Annotated in this window: 9 protein-coding genes; 6 read left to right on the top strand and 3 right to left on the bottom strand. The window is 43.3% G+C overall.

Annotated elements, in window-relative coordinates:
* Nucleotides 1–46 precede the first annotated feature (46 nt).
* The 6 genes from nhaC to ACTWQL_RS04420 all read left to right on the top strand — a co-directional run bounded on the left by nhaC (nt 47) and on the right by ACTWQL_RS04420 (nt 16,185).
* On the top strand, nt 47–1,480 hold the full coding sequence (gene nhaC / locus ACTWQL_RS04445) for a Na+/H+ antiporter NhaC (RefSeq protein ID WP_443141198.1): 1,434 nt from the start codon (nt 47–49) through the stop codon (nt 1,478–1,480).
* 507 nt (nt 1,481–1,987) lie between these two features.
* Complete coding sequence (locus ACTWQL_RS04440) at nt 1,988–3,778, top strand: DNA/RNA non-specific endonuclease (RefSeq protein ID WP_443141197.1); 1,791 nt, start codon at nt 1,988–1,990, stop codon at nt 3,776–3,778.
* A gap of 4 nt (nt 3,779–3,782) precedes the next feature.
* A complete protein-coding gene (locus ACTWQL_RS04435) occupies nt 3,783–4,253 on the top strand; it encodes an immunity protein YezG family protein (RefSeq protein WP_443141196.1) in 471 nt (156 codons plus the stop codon).
* 133 nt (nt 4,254–4,386) lie between these two features.
* Nucleotides 4,387–6,297, top strand: a complete 1,911-nt coding sequence (locus ACTWQL_RS04430) for a fructose-specific PTS transporter subunit EIIC (RefSeq protein WP_443141195.1) — start codon at nt 4,387–4,389, stop codon at nt 6,295–6,297.
* A 472-nt stretch (nt 6,298–6,769) separates the two neighbouring features.
* Nucleotides 6,770–10,957, top strand: coding sequence for a glycoside hydrolase family 2 TIM barrel-domain containing protein (locus ACTWQL_RS04425; protein ID WP_443141194.1), 4,188 nt, complete (start codon nt 6,770–6,772; stop codon nt 10,955–10,957).
* A 95-nt stretch (nt 10,958–11,052) separates the two neighbouring features.
* Nucleotides 11,053–16,185 (top strand): GH92 family glycosyl hydrolase, encoded by a 5,133-nt coding sequence (locus tag ACTWQL_RS04420; protein WP_443141193.1) that lies wholly within the window; start codon nt 11,053–11,055, stop codon nt 16,183–16,185.
* Nucleotides 16,186–16,390: 205 nt separating this feature from the next.
* Here ACTWQL_RS04420 and ACTWQL_RS04415 read toward each other — a convergent pair whose 3' ends face one another.
* The 3 genes from ACTWQL_RS04415 to ACTWQL_RS04405 all read right to left on the bottom strand — a co-directional run bounded on the left by ACTWQL_RS04415 (nt 16,391) and on the right by ACTWQL_RS04405 (nt 20,030).
* Nucleotides 16,391–17,512, bottom strand: a complete 1,122-nt coding sequence (locus tag ACTWQL_RS04415; protein WP_443141192.1) for a Ger(x)C family spore germination protein — start codon at nt 17,510–17,512, stop codon at nt 16,391–16,393.
* Nucleotides 17,513–17,575: 63 nt separating this feature from the next.
* Nucleotides 17,576–18,973 carry a spore germination protein gene (locus tag ACTWQL_RS04410; protein ID WP_443141191.1) on the bottom strand — a complete coding sequence of 466 codons (1,398 nt, stop codon included), beginning with the start codon at nt 18,971–18,973 and terminating at the stop codon, nt 17,576–17,578.
* Nucleotides 18,974–18,977: 4 nt separating this feature from the next.
* Nucleotides 18,978–20,030 (bottom strand): GerAB/ArcD/ProY family transporter, encoded by a 1,053-nt coding sequence (locus tag ACTWQL_RS04405; protein WP_443141190.1) that lies wholly within the window; start codon nt 20,028–20,030, stop codon nt 18,978–18,980.
* Nucleotides 20,031–20,404 lie beyond the last annotated feature (374 nt).

Below are 20,404 nucleotides of genomic sequence, written 5' to 3'. Positions count from 1 at the left end.
TGGTACAAGTTGTTGTAAGCGCTATCAATCATTGAAAGGGGATATTATGGAAAATAACAAGACAAGATTGCCAAATATGGGTGAAGTATTGTTTATATTAGTAGGTTTTGTGCTTATTATCTACCTGTTCATTTCTGTGTTTGAACTTCCAATCCAACTTGCATTATTGACATCCTGGTTCTTGATCATGGTATTGGGTTTACGATTAGGACATCAATATGGTTCTATCCAGAAAGGAATGCTTACCGGGATCAGCAATGGTTTAGAGGCCATCATCATCCTTACGACTGTGGGAGCCTTAATTGGTACATGGATTGCCGGAGGTATTGTCCCAAGTATCATTTATTATGGATTAAGCATCATCAATCCATCGATCTTCTTGTTTGCGACGGTTTTCATATGTGCCATTACCTCATTGGCAACCGGTACTTCCTTTGGTACGGCGGGAACAGCAGGAATAGCGATGATGGGGATCGGACATAGTTTCGGAATTCCAGCACCGCTGGTTGCCGGAGCGGTGATTTGTGGCGCATATGTCGGTGATAAACTGTCTCCGTTATCAGATACGACGGTCATGACGGCTTCCTTGACTAGAGTGAATTTGTTCGACCACATTCGGTCGATGCTATATGTCAGCATACCGGCGTTGGCGCTCTCGTCAATCTTGTTTTTACTGGTCGGGTTCTTTTATGTTGGCCAAAACGTTGATTTGACAAGGGCTGAACAAGCGATGAATGCCCTTGAAGGGTATTTCAACATTGAATGGTACATGTTGATTCCAGCGATCATCGTTATCGGACTGCTTGCTTTTAAGAAACCCTCCATCCCTACTATCACATTCGGCGCTTTGCTTGGAGCGATTTGGGCAGCCCTTTTCCAGGATATGACTTTCCTCGAGGGACTCAAAACATCCTACTCTGGATTCCATATTGAGTCCGGTGTGGATTTTATGGATAACCTTCTGAATCGAGGCGGTATCGTATCGATGCTGGAAGTAATTCTGTTAATCATCCTTGCACTCGGATTGGGCGGATTGATGGAAGTGACAGGCATTTTACAAGTCATTTGTAATACATTGCTTAAATGGGCTGATAATGCGGGAAAAACGACTGTCTCGACGCTGATTTCAGGTTTTTTCGGAAACTTTTTCGGGGGTGCGGCTTACGTTTCTCTTATCACTGCCAGCAAAATTACGGAGGAAAACTATGATCGTCTGCGTATTGATCGCCGGATCCTTTCACGGAACACGGAAGCAGGAGGTACCATTACAACCCCGATGGTCCCCTGGTCTGATGGCGGTGTCTATATGGCGACAGTTTTAGGTGTTACAACCCTATCTTACTTGCCTTTCCTATGGTACCATTTCTTAGTTCTTATCATTTCTGTCGTATATGGTTTCAGTGGTAAGTTTATATGGTATACAGATAGACCTGACAAAAAAGTAGAGCTCGACTCACTGCCGAAAAGCGAAAGTTTGTGAGACTTGGGGACGGTTCTTCTGCTTCCTTCAGCTTTAGAGGCATGTCGAAATAGAAAAGAGGACTATAGTCAGCCTCCAGACGATTAATGTCACTTTACGGATGTAAAACGCTCGGCGTTTTACTCCTTTTTTGTTTAATGAGAGACGTTTTTAAGTGGTTCTGTTTTGCTAGCTTCGGATTTTGATCACCAAATTCAGCTCTAAGTCTAAAAATTAGGATTGAAGTCTAAAAATTTTGCGATATGTCTAAAAATCTGCAGCTAAGTCTAAGAATCCGAAAATAAGTCTAAAACCGCTGTGAAAAAATCTAAAACCGACTTAATAGCTTTTGATACGAAAGCTTCCAATCTTTCTTAAACATTTCCATCTTACTAGAATGATAGCGGAAAGTAGTAGTATCCTCCTGTTAGGAAACGCTTATTTTATTTTTTTACGATAGGATGATAGAACTTCGAATTTGGGGTAGGTATGATATTAGTAGGATGATATTGGAAGGTGGCAGAACGGATGGACAGGAAGAGATGGATACCATTGTTACTTACCTTTATAGTGCTTTTTACCGGATTCGGAATGCAGCAAGTTACATATGCGGATTCAGATTCTAATATCGGAAAATTCGAGTACGATGACAATTCATTGCAACCGACGAAATCAACCGGAATTCCTGAGGACGACAAAGACGATGACAAGAACTTTTTGCAAAAGGGTGGTGAATTTGTAAAGAGTAAGTTAAAAGAAGTAACTGCCCCTTTCGTTGATGCTGTTAAAGAGACGGGTGAATACGTAGCAGACAAGTTCAAAGACGGTTACGAGTGGGCGAAAGAGAAAGCGCAGGATGGCATGCAGGCGATGAATGAATGGTGGATGGAGCAGAACGGTTGGACGAAATCGGCCATCATTCTCGGTGGAGGAGCACTTGCGCTGGCAGGAGCTGTGGCTTTCACACCATTAGCAGCCGGGGCAGCTCTTATCATGGGAGCTGGCGGTGGATTGAGCTACGGACTTTATGCAGCTACGACTGACAACATCAGTTTTTTCGGTGGTCTTGCGTGGATGGGGTTAGGCATGGCCTCAGGTGGTGTAGGATTGCTCGCTAGGGGAACACGTTTCGCAGCCTTGGGCACGAAAGGTGCATCAGTCGCAGGGACAGGAATAAGGATGATTGGTGGTTTTCTCGGTCGAACAGGGATGATCAGCGGGGGTATCTCAGCTGGTATTGCTGGTGGAATGCATCTCTATCGACATTTTGTCCATGGTGAACCACTTAATCCCATGGCAATGGCCAAAGACATGGTGGTTTGGGGCGCAGCAGGGACGATCGCAGGGCCACTAGCACGTACCGCAACCACTATGGTCAGGTCAAGAATAGCTGGATATTCCATAGGGGGTGGAGTTGCAGGCGGTTCGGAATATACGTTAGGGACCCTCTTTCAAGGGAAGATGCCGAATCTCAAAACAGCCGCAACCGTCACGGTGATCGCAGCGACTCTACCTTTTTTAGCGGTAGGAGCGACCAAAACCATCCCAATGATCAAAGGAACACCTACACAAGTCGCACAAACCTCAACCCAAGTATCGGACACAGCAGTCAGCCAGGCTGGGAAAACGACAAGCAATGTAGTAGATACTGGTGTAGCACAGGGTACAACTAAAACAAGAACCCTTATCGATGGCGAGAACCATATTACGGTTAATCCAGTACAGAATAATGGTATAGGACCGAGTGCTAAGCTGAACACACCTGTTGCCGGAGACAATGTGTCAATAAAATTAGAAAATTTAAAACCCACTAATCCTAAAAATAGTACTAAGGTTAAAGTAACAGAAGTAAATTACGGGGAGCATATTGTAAAGCAGGGACACAAAAAAATACTTCAATCTAATATTAAATACAAAACTCCAGAAGGATACACCTATGCAACCGATAATGTGGGACGTATAAAAAGTGTAGAAGGAACCTTAACAAAAGGACAAGGAAAAAGGAATTCTTATGCACAACGTACAATAGGTGGTAAAGATAGACTTTCTACAGATGATGGAGGACATTTAGTTGCTAGTATATTTAAGGGATCTGGAGAAATTGACAATCTTGTTCCAATGGATTCTAACTTAAATAGAGGACCATTCAAATCACTTGAAAGAGAGTGGGCTAGTTTAATAAAAGCGGGGAAGGTAGTAGAGATAAGTGTAAAACCAATCTATAAAGGGGAATCTTTGAGACCCGATGCATTTAATATTAGTTATAGTGTGAATGGAAAAAAAGTTAATAGACTTTTTCAAAATAAGCCTGGAGGTTAATAAAATGGAAACTAAGGAGATGGAGAAACTCTATCAATCTATTGGTAGTACTGTAATAGAATTAATACCCGAACAGTGGGAAAAAGTATATATCTATGGGCAAGTCGAAGAGGATAATGGCCAAGTATTTTTTTATTATCTTCCAATCGGAGAATCAGAGTACATCTATAGTTTAGATATTGAAGATCATTTTGATATAGATGACGAGTATTTTAATTTAAAAAATTATGAGCTATTGCAACAGTTTCAATTGTTGAGAAAAGAGTTCGAAAGAAACAACCAAGAACTTTGGTCAGGTGTTACATTTATTATTGATCATAACGGTAATTTTAAAATTAACTATGATTATGATGATTCAGAAAGAGGCGCATATGAGAACAAAGTGATTTGGGAATATAGATACCTAAATATACGCCCAGAAGATGAATGGGAACAAAAAGTAATAAATTCATATCTAAAAGACAAAGAGAACTAGAAAAATACCCTATGCTTTATTAGCTGGGGTATTTTTATGTATTATCTGGGTTACGGTAACAAAAAGCCCTTTGTTCTCGACTGTTTCCTTAAAGGCGAATGTAAACGGTTACGACTAGGAGGAGGTAAGATAAATGAAAATACTAGCGGTTACGTCATGTCCGAATGGGATTGCTCATACGTATATGGCTTCTGAAAACCTTCAAAAAGCGGCGGAGAAGCTGGTCGTCGATATGAAGGTAGAAACCCAGGGCGGCATTGGAGTTGAAAATGAACTTACGGAAAAGGACATCCGGGAAGCTGATGGAATCATCATCGCTGCGGATAAAACGGTCGCGAAAGATCGTTTTGCTGGTAAAAAGTTGCTCGTTGTCGGGGTCCAGGAAGGGATCCGTAATCCTGAACAGCTGATCAAAAAGATGATGAGTGGGGATGTTCCGGTTTATCAAGCTCAGGAAAACAGCGATTCAATGCCGACCACTTCGAAAAAGGAAAATCCGGTATACCGCCATTTGATGAACGGTGTCTCATTCATGGTTCCATTCATTGTGGTCGGTGGGTTGCTGATAGCGATCGCACTCACGATTGGAGGAGAGAAAACGCCTGAAGGTCTCGTCATTCCGGAAGGTTCGATGTGGAAAAATATCGAGGCGATCGGTGGAGCGGCATTCACGTTCATGGTGCCGATTTTAGCTGGATTCATCGCCTACAGCATTGCCGATAAACCTGGATTGGCCCCTGGTGTTGTCGGTGGATACATTGCTGCGGATGGAAGCTTTTACGGAAGCGAAGCCGGAGCTGGTTTTATCGGTGGAATCATTGCTGGTTTCTTAGCGGGTTATGTCGCGTTGTGGATCAAGAAGGTGAAGGTTCCGAAAGCGATTCAACCGATCATGCCGATCATCATCATTCCGGTCATTGCCTCTTTTATCGTCGGTATGGCGTTTATTTACCTGATCGGTGCACCGGTTGCAGCCGTTTTTGAGGGGCTGACCTCATGGCTGGAAGGGATGCAAGGGACCAGCTCGATCTTATTGGCGCTGATTCTTGGCGCGATGATTGCCTTTGATATGGGTGGTCCAGTCAACAAGGTGGCGTTCCTTTTCGGAGCTGCGATGATTGGTGAAGGGAATTACGGCATCATGGGACCGATTGCGGTGGCCATCTGTGTACCGCCGATTGGAATGGGACTTGCGACGTTCCTCAACAAAAAGAAATATCAAGCAACAGAGCGGGAAGCTGGAAAGGCATCCTTCACGATGGGCTTCTTCGGAATCACAGAAGGTGCGATTCCGTTCGCTGCACAGGATCCATTACGTGTCATCCCTAGTATCATGGTCGGTTCGATGACAGGATCAGTGATCGCGATGCTCGGAAGTGTTGGGGATCGGGTTGCACACGGAGGACCGATCGTTGCTGTACTCGGTGCAGTCGATAATGTGCTCATGTTCTTTGTCGCTGTCATTGTCGGTGTGATCGTCACCGCGTTTATGGTGAACTTGTTGAAAAAAGATGTCCAGGGTGATGTGGAGCAAGAAGGAACACCTACTGAAGCGAATCCTGAGGAACCGCCTCAAAAAAGTGAGATCAACAAACTGACCGACATTACGAACCTGGACTTGATCGATATCAATCTTGCAGGGACGACGCGTGATCAAGTCATTGATGAGATGATCGGAAAACTGGATCATGCAGGCATGCTGTCGTCTAAGGATGGTTTTAAAGAAGCGATCCTTGCCCGTGAAGAGGAAGGGACGACGGGAATAGGAGATAACATTGCGATTCCGCATGGAAAATCCGAGGCCGTGAAGAAACCGAGTGTCGTATTCGGAATCAAAAGGGACGGAGTGGACTGGAATAGCCTCGATGGAACCGACGCGAAGCTCATTTTCATGATCGCCGTTTCGAAACAAAGCGCTGGCGACGCACATCTGAAAATCCTGCAAATCCTCTCCCGGAAGCTGATGGATGAAAGCTTTAGAGAAAGGTTATTGCAAGTGAAAACGAAAGAAGAAGCGTATCAGCTGGTGGAGGAGATTGAATAATTGGGGACGGTTCTCATGCTTCCATTTCGAAGAAACCACCGGACATGAATCAATGTCGAAACAGAAAAGAGGACTATAGTCTGGCTCCCAACGATTCTTGTCGCAAGTAGGTTGTTGAACGATTAGGTTTAACAGCTTACTTGCGACTTTTTTGTCATCGATATGTAAATGATTAGCTCTTTTTAAATAAACAGGAAATACGTTGTGTTTAACATGCAAGTATCCGGAAAATCATTCAAAATTCGACAACATTATATAAAGGAATTGGGTAATTAGTCTTGAATATGAGCCCGAGCAGCGAGAAATATGTAGAACTTTCGATTTTACTGAATGTTTTTAAAGTAGGATAATGGAATATAAACAAATCTTGGACAACATGAATTCACTTTATAAATTAATTTTATTAACTAAGTCACGGGGGTGTGCACGCTTATTTGCTTTTGTTCATTACAAATCAAGGAGGTTAACAGTATTGAAGGCAACCAAAGGTTTATTTGTACTCGCTTTTCTTATCGTCCTGGGGATGATCGGAAGCCATTCCTCTCCAGTATTTGCACAGGATGACGGTCCTTCAGAGTGGAATGGGACTCCCGAAACCATTGAAGTGAATCGGGAACCTGCAAGTGTCAAGACGATTCCATTCAATAATGAACGAACAGCAGTCAAAGGGGATCTAGAAAGTTCCAGATACTTTAAGTCTTTGAATGGGGATTGGAAATTCAATTGGTCGGAGAATCCGAATGAACGACCAACGGATTTTTACAAAGAAAACTTCAACGATACGGAATGGGCTACGATTCCTGTACCGAGTAACTGGCAGGTGCACGGATACGGGGAGATCATTTATTTGAATCAGCGCCATCCATGGCAGGGACATGGGCGGATCGCGCCACCTGAGGTCCCCGTCGAACATAATGAGGTCGGGTCTTACCGGTATGAATTCACCGTACCTGGCAACTGGAAACAACGGGAGACATTCATTTCGTTCCAGGGCGTCAAGTCTGCATTTTACGTATGGGTGAACGGTGAGAAGGTCGGCTACAGCGAAGACAGCTTCACCCCTGCAGAATTTAACATCACGGATCATCTGAAGCCTGGGAAGAACACCCTTGCCGTAGAAGTGTACCGTTGGTCTGATGGGGCCTGGCTGGAAAACCAGGACATGATCGATCTGAGCGGGATCTTCCGTGATGTGTACCTTTATTCCACGCCGGACGTCCATCTCAATGATTTTAAAATCGAAACAGATCTTGATCAACCGTATGAAGATGCAACGTTGAAAATCAACGGGGATGTCATCGACTATGCAGAGAAAAATAGATTGGAAGATTACAAGGTTGAGGCAATGCTTTATGACAAGGATGATCGAGCTGTATTCGATAAGCCGGTTGAGATCGACGTTAAAAATGAAAACGCTGTCAGCAAGGAGATTCCTGTAAAAAATCCTTTGAAATGGTCAGCAGAAAAGCCGAACATGTATACATTGGTCTTCAACTTGAAGGACCCTTCCGGAAAAACGATCGAGACCCTTAGCAATAAGGTCGGTTTCAGGGAGATTGAACTCGAAGACGGACAAGTGAAGATCAACGGTGAGGCGATCGTCATCAAAGGGGTGAATCGTCACGAGGTGCATCCTGACACCGGATATGCGTTGACGGAAGAACAATTGATTGAAGATATCAAGCTTATGAAAAAATTCAATATCAATGCAGTTCGGACGGGACATTATCCATTCCAACAGAAATTTTATGAGTTGGCGGATGAATATGGACTTTACATTTTAGACGAAGCGAATAACGAATCCCATGACATGCGGCCGTTCCCTGGGAACAACCCGGACTGGAGTAAAGCGGTCTTCGATCGGATCAAAACGATGGTGGAACGGGACAAGAACCACCCGTCCGTCATTTTCTGGTCGATGGGGAATGAAGTAGGGTCAGGTCAAGTATTCAAGGATGCTTCAGAATGGATCAAGGAGTATGACCCGACGCGCCTACTCCATTTCCAACAGGATAATAGTCTCGCAGATTTCACGAGTTACATGTATCCGAGTCTTTCAACGGTAGAAAATCACGGGAAATCCGGCAGTCTGAGCCCTTTAATCATGTGTGAATATGTCCATGCGATGGGCAACAGCGTCGGAAACATCAAGGAATATTGGGAGCTGATCGACAAGTATCCGAATTTGCAAGGCGGGTTCATCTGGGACTTTGTCGACCAATCGGTGAGGCTGCCGGTTGATGGCGGTGTCGATGGACTGCCGATTCCTAAAAATTATAAAGGAGAAACCTTCTTTTCTTATGGAGGGGACTGGGGGGACTATGCCAATGATGGCATTTTCCTGATGAACGGACTGTTGAATCCGGACCGGACTCCTCAGCCTGAACTCTATGATGTCAAAGCAGTCTATCAAAATATCAAAGTGAAAGAGACCGATCTTGAAAACAACAAGATTGAACTATGGAATGAAAATCTCTTTACGAACCTGAAGGAATTCGACACCGAATGGACGTTGAAAGCCGATGGTGAGGTCATCCAGGAAGGAAAGCTGGATATCGATCTTCCAGGCGGTGAGACAAAGGAAATCACGCTCCCGATCGAAAAGCCGGAGCTGGAACCTGGAACAGAATACTGGCTTGACCTCAGTATTACATTACCAGAGGACACATCCTGGGCTGAGAAGGGCCATGAGGTCGCGCATCATCAATTCAAAATGCCATATAAAGCGCCGGAAGCACCTGGATTCGAAACAGAAAACATGTCTACGATCGATGTAAATGATCAGGCAGCTGCCGTCAAGGTTACAGGGGAAAAATTTGAAATCACGTTCGACAAGCAACAAGGAACACTCACCTCTTTTAAACAGGAAGGGGAAGAATTGTTCAAGCAAGAGCCGATGCCGAACTTTTGGCGTCCACGGAACGATAATGACTTGATGAACGGCATGTTGAGCAGGAACGGACCATGGCAATATGCAGGACGGGACATGGTCGTGAACGATATTTCAGTACGAGAGATCAGTGACAAGGTCGTCCATATCCAGGTGGATGCTGCCCTCCCTGCAACTGGCGATTCCCAGTACAGGCTCGGTTACTTCATCTACGGAAGCGGGGAAGTGGTCGTCCGGAGCACCGTCAAGCCGGACAACTCATTATCCGAAATTCCTGCAGTCGGCATGGAGCTGATGCTTCCTGGACAATTTGAAAACTTGACCTGGTATGGCCGCGGCATGCATGACACCTACTGGGACCGTAAAGACGGCGCACCTGTAGGGGTTTATAACAGCACGGTGGACGAGCAGTTCTTCCATTATCCTCGCCCGCAGGAGGCAGGGAACAAAACTGATGTCCGATGGTTGACATTGACGAATGATGATGGGACTGGATTGATGGTCGGTGGGCTGCCTCAGTTCGAATTTTCTGCTCTCCATTATGCAGAGGACGATATCGAGCAGGCTGCACATCCGTATGATCTCAAAAAGCTCGAGGACATCGTATTGACCGTCAACCATAAACAAATGGGTGTATGGAACAGCTGGGGTGGAACTGCATTGCCTCAATATATGCTTTACGCCGATCAGACGTATTCGTATACCTATACGTTGAAGCCGTTCGAGGCTGGTCAATCTGCGATGGAATTAAGCAAACGGCAGATCGAATTGGAATTGTTGAAGGACATCAAGGTCAATGGGGAATCCCTTGAAAAGTTCCACTCCGATATCACCAACTATAAGAAGACGTTCTCAGCAGCTGTGGAGCAGTCTGTCCCTGAAGTGGAGGTTGTACCAGCACGGGATGACCTCGTCATCGAGATCGAGGAAGCTGAACAATTACCTGGTGAAACGGAAATCCATGTATCGACTGCCGATGGATTTTTGAGCGAAACCTACACGATCGAGTTCGAACCAGTTTCCTACCTCCATCTGAGTGATATCAACTGGGAGTCTGCGACGACTGGATGGGGCACAGTGAATAAAGACCAATCCGTCGCTGGCCCGCCGATCTCACTGATGGGCGAAGATGGACCTGTCATCTATGATAAGGGACTTGGGATCCATGCGAACTCTGAAATCGTCTATGACCTTTCGCAATGGGATTTCGATTTGTTTGAAACCTATGTCGGCGTCGAACAGCATGCTGATCGGGATGGCCGCTTCTTCCAATTCGAGGTGTGGCTCGATGGCGAGAAAGTGTATGAGACTGTAAGGATGAAACGGAGTACACCTGCAGAGTTCATCAGCCTTGATATCCAAGGAAAAGAAGAATTGAAACTGGTCATGAAGGAAGCAGGTGACGGTATCGGACATGGGCACGGGGCATGGGCGGATGCGAAACTGACGGTTGAAGGACAAGAGACAGAAGCAACCCTGGAAAGCGCTAGCCTGGAATTATCGCCTGTCGAAATCAAACCAGGGGAATTGACGGAGATGGTCGTTACCGGAAAAATGAGCGACGGAAAGTCTCTGGACCTTGCTGATGCAACCGTGGAGTATTTCAGCAGCCATCCTGAGTTGATCAGTTTCGATACCCAGTATGAAAACAAACTTTTATATTTGGAAACGGATGTAGGCGATGTTGAATCGATTGATGTGTGGGCAGAAGTGACGGTAGATGGTAAGAAGGTGAAGACCGATACAGCCCAGCTCAACATCATCCATTGAATCTGAATTTTTGAGGGGCTGCACCATAAGTCAGCCCCCGCCTTAACTAAGGGGAATAATAGATTTTTAAGACAAAATCTTTCTGGGAGGATAAGATGAGAAAACAATCTTTTTCGAATTTCTTTTCAGTCTTTTTATGTTTCAGCTTGCTGATCCCGATGTTTTCATTTTCCAGCGGGCAGGACGCTTCAGCTGAGGAAGACACCGGGGCAGATTTCTTCACCTCTTTTGAAGAAGGCGATCCCCAATTGACATGGGAAAATACGGTGGAAATCGATCCTTCAGGGGACGAAAAGTCTTCCGGAGTAAGTGGGTACGTCCCTTACGATACGATTCAGGGGGATATCACAGATCAGGTTGAGGAAGTGACAGCAAGTGCAAGCAATCCACCGAATGAAATCGAAGCCAACTTGATCGACCGAAGCGATCAAACAAAATGGCTTGCATTCGAACCGACGACATGGCTTCAGTTCAAGTTCCCTGAACCGGTCAATATCGTGAAATATGCTTTCACATCAGCAAATGATGCACAGGGAAGGGATCCGAAGAATTGGACGCTTTATGGCTCGAACGACGGTGAAGATTGGACAGAAATCGACAGCAGGTCCAATGAAAGCTTTGAGGAGCGCTTTGAACGTAAAATCTATGAATTCGAGAATGAAGACAGCTACACCTATTACAAATTCGATATCACTGAAAATGCAGGCGAGGACCTAACACAGCTGGCAGAAATCGCTTTGTCAAACGGAATCGATGCGCCTCCACCAGAAACCTCTGACCATATGAAAACGGAACTAGGGGATGGGCCAACGAACAGTTATACAGGAAAAACGAACGTCGGCTGGAAAGGAAAGAAGGCATTGACGTATGAAGGAAAGCATGATGCGGATGGACGGGCATATTCCTACAATAAAATCGTCGATGTCAACATCAAGGTGGAACCGGAAACTGTCCTTTCCTATGCGATTCATCCACAATTCGCCGATAAGGAGCATCTCGATTATTCGAGTACGTATGTAGCTGTCGACCTTGCTTTTACAGATGGCACCTATCTTAGCGAGCTCGATGCCCGCGATCAGCATGGCGTAAAAATGAATCCACAGGCCCAGGGTGATTCAAAAACCCTTTATTCAAACCAATGGAACATCAAACGTGCTTCCATAGGTGAGGTGGCGGAAGGAAAAACGATCGACCGGATCCTTGTAGCCTATGATAAAAGTGAAGGACCTGGTGTTTTCAAAGGATCAATCGACGATATCAAAATCGATGACACTCCTGACCAGGAAACCTATGAAAGTCCTGTGGATCATGTCAATATCCTGCGCGGGACCAATTCCAATTCGACTTTTTCAAGAGGAAACAATTTTCCTGCGGTAGCGGTGCCTCATGGGTTCAACTTCTGGGCACCCGTGACGAATGCAGGATCGACAAGCTGGCTGTATAGCTACCAGCAATCGAACAACGACGATAATCTGCCGGAAATCCAGGCATTTTCATTGAGCCATGAAACAAGCCCGTGGATGGGGGACCGTCAGACGTTCCAGGTGATGCCTTCTGCTTCGACTGCGGATGAGCCATCAGCGGACCGCAAAGAACGTGCTCTCGCGTTCAAACATGAGAATGAAATCGCAAAACCCCATTATTATGGCGTCACGTTTGAAAATGGCATCAAGACAGAGATGACACCGACAAATCGTGCTGCAATGTTCCGATTCACATTTACAGGTGATACATCGAACCTGATCTTCGACAATGTGAACAATAATGGCGGGCTTACGCTTAACCCTGACAACAAGAGTCTTTCTGGTTTTACAGATGTTCGGAGCGGCTTGTCTGCAGGGGCGACAAGGATGTTCGTCTATGCAGAGTTTGATCGACCTGTCGTCGATAGCGGCAAATTGACTGGTGAGGGCAGGGACAATGTGTCCGGCTTCTTCCGCTTTGATACGTCTGGTGACGATCAAACCGTGACGATGAAAATCGCGACGTCATTGCTGAGTGTCGATCAGGCGAAAAAGAATCTGGCACAGGATATTAAAGAAGACGATCAATTCGAAGATCTACAAAAACGTGCCGGAGAACTTTGGAATGACAAACTGGGAATCATCGAAGTCGAAGGTGCAAGTGAAGAGGAGCTTGTAACCCTTTATTCCAATATGTATCGTCTTTTCCTGTATCCGAACATCGGGTACGAAAATACCGGGACAAAGGATGCTCCTGAATACAAGTATGCAAGTCCTTTTTCAGAACCTGTTGGTGAAAATACAGCTACAGAAACAGGGGCGAAGATCGTGGAAGGAAAACCTTACATCAACAACGGTTTCTGGGATACGTATCGGACTTCCTGGCCTGCTTATACTTTGTTCACCCCAACACAGGCAGGCGAAATGATCGATGGATTCGTCCAGCAGTATAAAGATGGTGGCTGGATCTCCAGGTGGTCATCTCCTGGCTATGCCAACCTGATGGTCGGGACGAGCTCGGATGTCGCTTTTGCAGACGCGTATTTGAAAGGCGTCCGTAATTTTGATGTCGATGCTTTCTATGATTCTGCCCTGAAAAATGCTGCCGTCGCCAGTGAGGATGCGAGCGTCGGCCGAAAAGGATTGGCAACATCGATATTTGACGGGTATACGAGCAACACGACGGGTGAAGGCATGTCATGGGCGATGGATGGGTATATCAACGATTTCGCCATCGCCAATATGGCAAACGCCCTTTCTGATAAGGATCCATCCAATGAGCAATTGAAGACGGATCACGAATACTATATCAACCGGGCGAAAAATTACGTAAACATGTTCAACTCGGATGTCGAATTCTTCATGGGAAAAGACCCATCAGGAGAATGGCGATCGACGCCAGGAAACTATGATCCTAGGGAATGGGGCGGCGATTATACGGAAACGAACGCATGGAACATGGCTTTCCATGTCCCTCAGGATGGACAAGGGCTCGCCAATCTCTATGGAGGAAGAGATGAATTGGCTGACAAGCTTGATGAGTTCTTCTCTACTCCAGAAACAGCGCTGCATCCTGGTCATTATGGCGGAGTCATCCATGAAATGCGAGAGGCTAGAGATGTAAGGATGGGTATGTATGGCCACAGCAACCAGCCTTCCCATCACATCCCGTATATGTATAATTACGTTAGCCAACCATGGAAGACACAGGATAAGGTACGTGAAGTCCTGTCACGACTTTACCTTGGCAATGAAATCGGACAGGGTTATCCAGGGGATGAGGATAATGGTGAAATGTCTGCATGGTACCTCTTCAGCGCCGCTGGATTCTATCCTCTTCAAATGGGGCTTCCGGAATATGCGATCGGTGCACCTTACTTTGAGAAAATGACGATCCATCTTGAAAACGGAGAAGACATCGTCATCCGGGCACCAGAAGTGAGCGATAAGAACAAATATGTGCAAAGCCTGCAAGTCAATGACAAGCCGTATGATAAGCTCTCTATTTCTCATGACATGCTTGCCGAAGGAGCGACTTTAGACTTTGAAATGGGGCCGGAACCGTCAAAATGGGGAACGTCACATGATGCATTGCCAAAATCAATCACGGAAACTTCCACCAATGGTTCGACTCTGCTTCCGAATCCGATGGAAGATTTGACCGATCATGCGGAGGGTACGTCGATTCACAGTGATGAAGGTGTTGCAAAAGCACTGTTCGACAATTCCTCCAGAACCAAATTGACGTTCGAGAGCCAGCAGCCATGGGTCCAGTATCATTTTAAGGATCAGTCGGAAAAAGCGCTCATGTACACACTTACGTCAGGTGAGGACAAAAAGCAGGATCCGAAAAGCTGGGTTCTGATCGGATCGAAGGATGGAAACGACTGGACCATCCTTGATGAACGAAATGATGAGGACTTCAAATGGCGGAAATTCACTAAACCATTTGAAATCAAAAATCCTGGTGAGTATGCATATTACCGCTTGATCATTGAGGATAATCAAGGAGCTTCTTCTACTTCAGTGGCGGAGATCGAACTTCTCGGGTTCGACGATATCAACAAAACATTCAAGGAATTCGAAGAAATCTATCAATTGTTCGTTGATGAAGGCAAAATTGACGGTCCGTTGAAAAAGCAACTGGATCAGAAGATGAAGCAGATCGGGAAACATCTAGAAAAGGAACACTTTGATCAAGCAGCTAAGCATTCAGAAGACTTCTTGAAGTTGATGAACAAGAAAAAGCCAGGTCACATTGCAGAGGACGCCAAAGAACAGTTGAACGCAGATGGCAAGGCATTGATCGAATCAATCACTCGGTATGGAAAAAACGGACAACCGGGAGACTGGGGTTATGAAGGTGAAGTGCCCCAAGTACCGGTGTTCGAACTCTCTAACCTTGTGACGGATCAGGTTGATCCTGGGGAAGATGCCACGATCTCAGCTGACGTGTCCAATATTGGATCGATGGAAGGCGAAAAACAACTCGATTTTTATTTTGACGGTGAACTGGTCGAATCGAAGACGATCCAGCTTGAAGCAGGGGATAGTGAAACGGTGTCCTTTACCGTTCAAGATGTGGAGCTCGGCATCCATGAGGTGAAGCTGAATGATTTGACCGGAACACTGAAAGCATTGTACCGTGATGAACCGGTCTTGTCCTTGAAGTTCGATGAAGCCGTTGATGGCACGGTAAAAGATCACTCGCCATATGGAAATGACGGTGAACTGTCCGGAAATACGGCCCTTGTAGATGGAAAGTTCGGCAAAGCAGTCCAACTGGATGGCGGCTGGATTGAGGTCCCGTCCGATGAGCTCCTGAATGGCGGCGATGAACTGACGATCGGCCTGTGGGTCAATCTTGAAGACCCGGAGTCTGATCAAAAGATCATCGGCAAGACGAATATCGGTGATGGGTATGTGCTTGGCGTCAATAAAGGTCTTTATCCGGAAATCTGGGCTGAGAATGGACGCTATTCTTTCAATCAAGGTGAGATTCCAGCTGGAGAATGGGCACATTTAGCGATGACCTGGAAAAAGGATGGACGGATCATCGGTTATCTGAATGGAAAAGAAGTCGCCAATGTACCAGCCGGACCAACTTCGGTCAAGCCTAATGACAACCCATTGATCATAGGCGGCGCACCATGGAACCCTGAGGGGCTCCAGATGAAAGGCCTGGTCGATGAAGTGAATGTGTATAAAGAAGCATTGACTGCCGAACAGATCGGGAAACTTTATAAGGAAAACACCATTAAATAGTTGATTGTATAGGACTACCACAGCAGAGTTTGCTGTGGTAGTTTTTGTTGAAGCATTTAAATTGGAGACGGAGCCATAAAGCTTGGTTGAGTGCAGATGACTTTCGCAAAGTGCAATTATTTTTCAAGAAGTGTAATTCAACTATCCGTTCCCATCATGTCAAACCGCCCATAAAAATGGCCTTCAATCGATGAACACACCCATTCTAACGTTTATAATTTATATTTTGTTCAATGTGTACCTTTACATCAATGTGATCTATGGATTCCTTATCAATTGAAGCAATTTCACTTATATCCCAATTTTTCAGATGATATCGATATGTTTTCTCACTAATATTCAACAAATCTGCTTTTAGCTCTCCACTTTTCTCTATCGTCTTTAATAGTTCACTTTTAATTTTCTTTTCTACTTCTTTTTTAATTTTAGCTTTACTAATATCTTCTTCATTTTGGGTCAATATTGCATTTGCCTTTACATTTAAGTGATATGAAGGTGATTCCCCATCCTCTTCCACTTTGATCGTTTTTTTAGGTTTCTGTATGATGACACTGACTTTTTCTTCAAAGATGGAGAGAGGGATGTTCGTAGCTTTTTCAGAAAACCATTTTAAACCAACTAGGTCTTTTTTATTTACCCATCCTTTGTATTGTTTCTGCGAAATAACAAATCCTCCCGTAACAACAGCAATATCTTTCTTTTTTTCATCCTCTGAGTAATGAGTTTTATCCACATCTATTGAAGGAATGAACTGAGTACCAACTGGCTGGTAATAGGTCGAGATGAATTTATTATACTTTTCAATGGGAATGAAAAAGTTGTTTTTAGTTAAGATTTTAGGGCTATGGATGATTGTATATAAAGAAGGAAAATTAAAAAAGCTCTCACTTGTTAAAATTTCTTTAATATCCTGTTCTGTACCAAACAGCCATATATTATATCTTAGTAAAGAATTTTGTCCAATAAAATCAATGACGGAATCCATTTGTTCCTTTATAACGTTTTCGTTTAGAAGAATGGTTTCAACGTGTCCGTAGTAGAGAGGTAGTGCCGATATTTGTTCTAAATTACTTATAGCTTCCTGAATGGTGTTTCCTTTAGCTTCCCCAATCAAAATGGGGGGCGCCTGCTGCAAAGAAGATGCGCCTTCTTGTTTCGCGATATTGGCAAAATTCAAGGCTTGAATATATACGACAAACTCTCCTTCAGAGTAATCCAATCCAACAGCGGTAACATAGGTTTGACTTTGTATTTCTTTCGATCCCCAGCAACCAGAAAGGAAAAGGAGCTGACTGCTTATCATGATAATCAGTAAAGTCTTTTTCATAACTTACTCCTTTTGACTATTTCTATCTATAGGTTGATATGCTTGATTCCGCTTCTTCATAAATCAAAAAGGTAGCCTTAGGATATTTTTTATGATATCTGCTGTATTGGGTTTGGTTAAATACGACATATATGGTTGTCCAAAACTTTCTAATGAAACCATGGTTGTAATGATTAGAAACAAGAAAATGAAGAAGCCATACAAGCCAAGTAAGGATGAAAATGCTAAAACAAGAAATCGCAGAATCACGAGATTTCCTGACATGTTTTGATTAGTGAGTATATAACCCGATATCACTGTGATTGAAACAATGACTAAACATGCAGGGGAGGTTAGTCCTGCCCGAATCGCAGCATCACCTATAAACAATCCGCCTAAAACAGCAACAGTTTGTCCAACAGGTTTTGGGAGGCGAACCCCAGCTTCTTTAAATAATTCAAATAAAACAAGCATGATAAAGACTTCGGCTGGAGCAGATAAAGGTAGGCCCATTCTAGAAGCAGATACTGTTGCGACAAGTGAATAAGGAATTTGATCTAGTTGAAAGGTTACTAATGAAATATAAAATCCAGGTAAAAATATCGTTGTAAATATCGCTATTAACCGGAGAATCCTAACCATACTTATGAAAAAGAAACTTTCCTGTACATCTTCAGCAGAATATAATATCTGATTGAAATTTGTGGGTCCTATCAAGCATGTCGGGTTTCCATCCACTAAGATCACAAATCTACCTTGAGTTAAGGACTGAACAGCGAAATCGGGTCTTCCCGAACTATCCATCAAAGGAAATAAAGTGAATGTTTTATCGTATAGGAACTCCTCAATTTCGTAACTGCTTGCAACAATGTCAACCTTTATGGAATCCAGTCGCTTTTTAACATTTTCTAGAATAGATGGATTCATTACATCATTTATATAAAGTACTAAGATTTTCGTTCGGCTTCTTTCACCGATTGTATATTCAATGCTTTTTAATGAAGACGTTTTTAACCTTTGACGGATTAATGCCATATTATCCGATATGTTTTCTACTAATCCATCTCTTGGTCCCTTGACGGAGGTTTCTAAATTGGATTCTTCCGGACTTCTTTTTGGAAGTTTAAATACAGGTATAAAAAAAAGATCATTTAAATCATGATTAAATAGAAGTAATTCACCTGAAAATAATTTTTCCTCGATCCCTGTTCTAACTTTATTTAAATCTTTTAGCTTACTGACCTCCAAGACATTGTTTAACAATTCAAAACTTAAGTGGCCGTTCTCTTCGATTACTGTATTGATGGTTGGAAAAATAACGTCATTGATAAATTTCATATCCACTGAATGAGGGCAATACAGATAATTCAGTGTAACATCATGATAAGTTCTTGTTCTTATATCGATATCTGAAGAACCTTCAAACCAATTTTTCAATTGGTCTAAGCTGATGACTTTTTGTTTAGTTTGATTTTTCTTCATGGAATCACCTTTTAAATGAAATCAGTAATAAAAGCAGCATCGTGCAAACATGAAATATAAGGTTAATAGGGAAAAAACAATTTTGCAAAAAGTGAAAAAATGAGGTGGCATCCCAAGGAATGCATGCACTGATGACTACTATTAAATAAAGGATAGGAAGAACCCATTTTTTCTTTTTGTTGAACATCAAGATTTTGCCGGCAATGAATAATGATAAGCTTATCCGAACAAACGCTCCAGAAAACCATTGGAATATCGAAAGGAAATCCAGGCGGGTAATTTGTTCGCCTATTATCAACAGCTTCCACTGCTCATAAGCTGGATTTCTCAATTTTGCTGCTTCTTCAGGACCAAATTCTGATATAGCTCCTGCTAGAGGACCTAAGATTAAAAACACAAGAATGATCCCAGTCAATATAAGCCATTTAACCTTTAATCTGTCTTTAATATAGGGTGTTAAAAACAAAATAAAGATAATTTCAAACAAACCAGAAAAGGTAGGAACCAAACCTTGAATAAAATCTTTATATCCATTTTCAAATATTGGAAACAGCAGTTCATAATTTTTATTTGGTGAATTTCCGATCCCCACTAAAAATCCAAAAAACGAAACAAAAGGCAGTACTAGGAATGCGATCGTACTAATGGTCCGAAGACCTTTTGCAGATGAATATAAGCAAAGAAGAGCAAATAACGACAAAATGACAAAATTAGGAACTTCGAACGTGTAGTTACCTTTCGCCCAAAAAAAAGTAAACTTAAGAGTAATGAAGGCATTTATTAGAAAATACAATCCAAATACAATCGAAAAAATGATAAATATCCAAGAATGAGAAAATTTTCGTTTAAGTAAAGAGAGAATATCATCATGTTTTTTTAATTTTCCATAGATATAAAAAATAAGCAAAATCCAAAGTATAAATGGTAATGTACTGAAAACAACACTTAACCAGGCATCCCTGTTGGAAGTTGATAATATAGTAGGGATAATCAGTACATGTACCATGAATCCGGTAGACATGATAAGTAGGATATAAATATGAACAGAGTGAATCACCTTTGATTCATTGAAACCACCTAAATTCTGCTAACTACAACATAGTTTATACTTAAAAATCTAAAAAATTCATGACCAGTTTCCTTAAATACTTAAAGATGGACTTATGACCAAATATGTTATTTGGACAAGTAAACTTCGAGCTTTGTCTGAATGTGCTTTTTTTATTTTAGGAACCAAGATCGAATCCCATTTGAATTTCCGAAATCCCTGCATATCATCTAACACAGCCTGAAAAAATAAGCCTAGCAGCGACCAGAACAAACAAAATTGCCACAGCAAAGTTTTGCTGTAGCAGTGTTTTATTGTCGCAAGGTGCAATTAGCTTTATGTCGATGCAATCAATTTTCAGGATGTGCAATCCATTTTCGAGA

The organism is Pseudalkalibacillus sp. R45 (assembly GCF_052246725.1).
GTDB lineage: Bacteria > Bacillota > Bacilli > Bacillales > Fictibacillaceae > Pseudalkalibacillus.
This window is presented reverse-complemented; position numbering and strand designations above follow the sequence as displayed.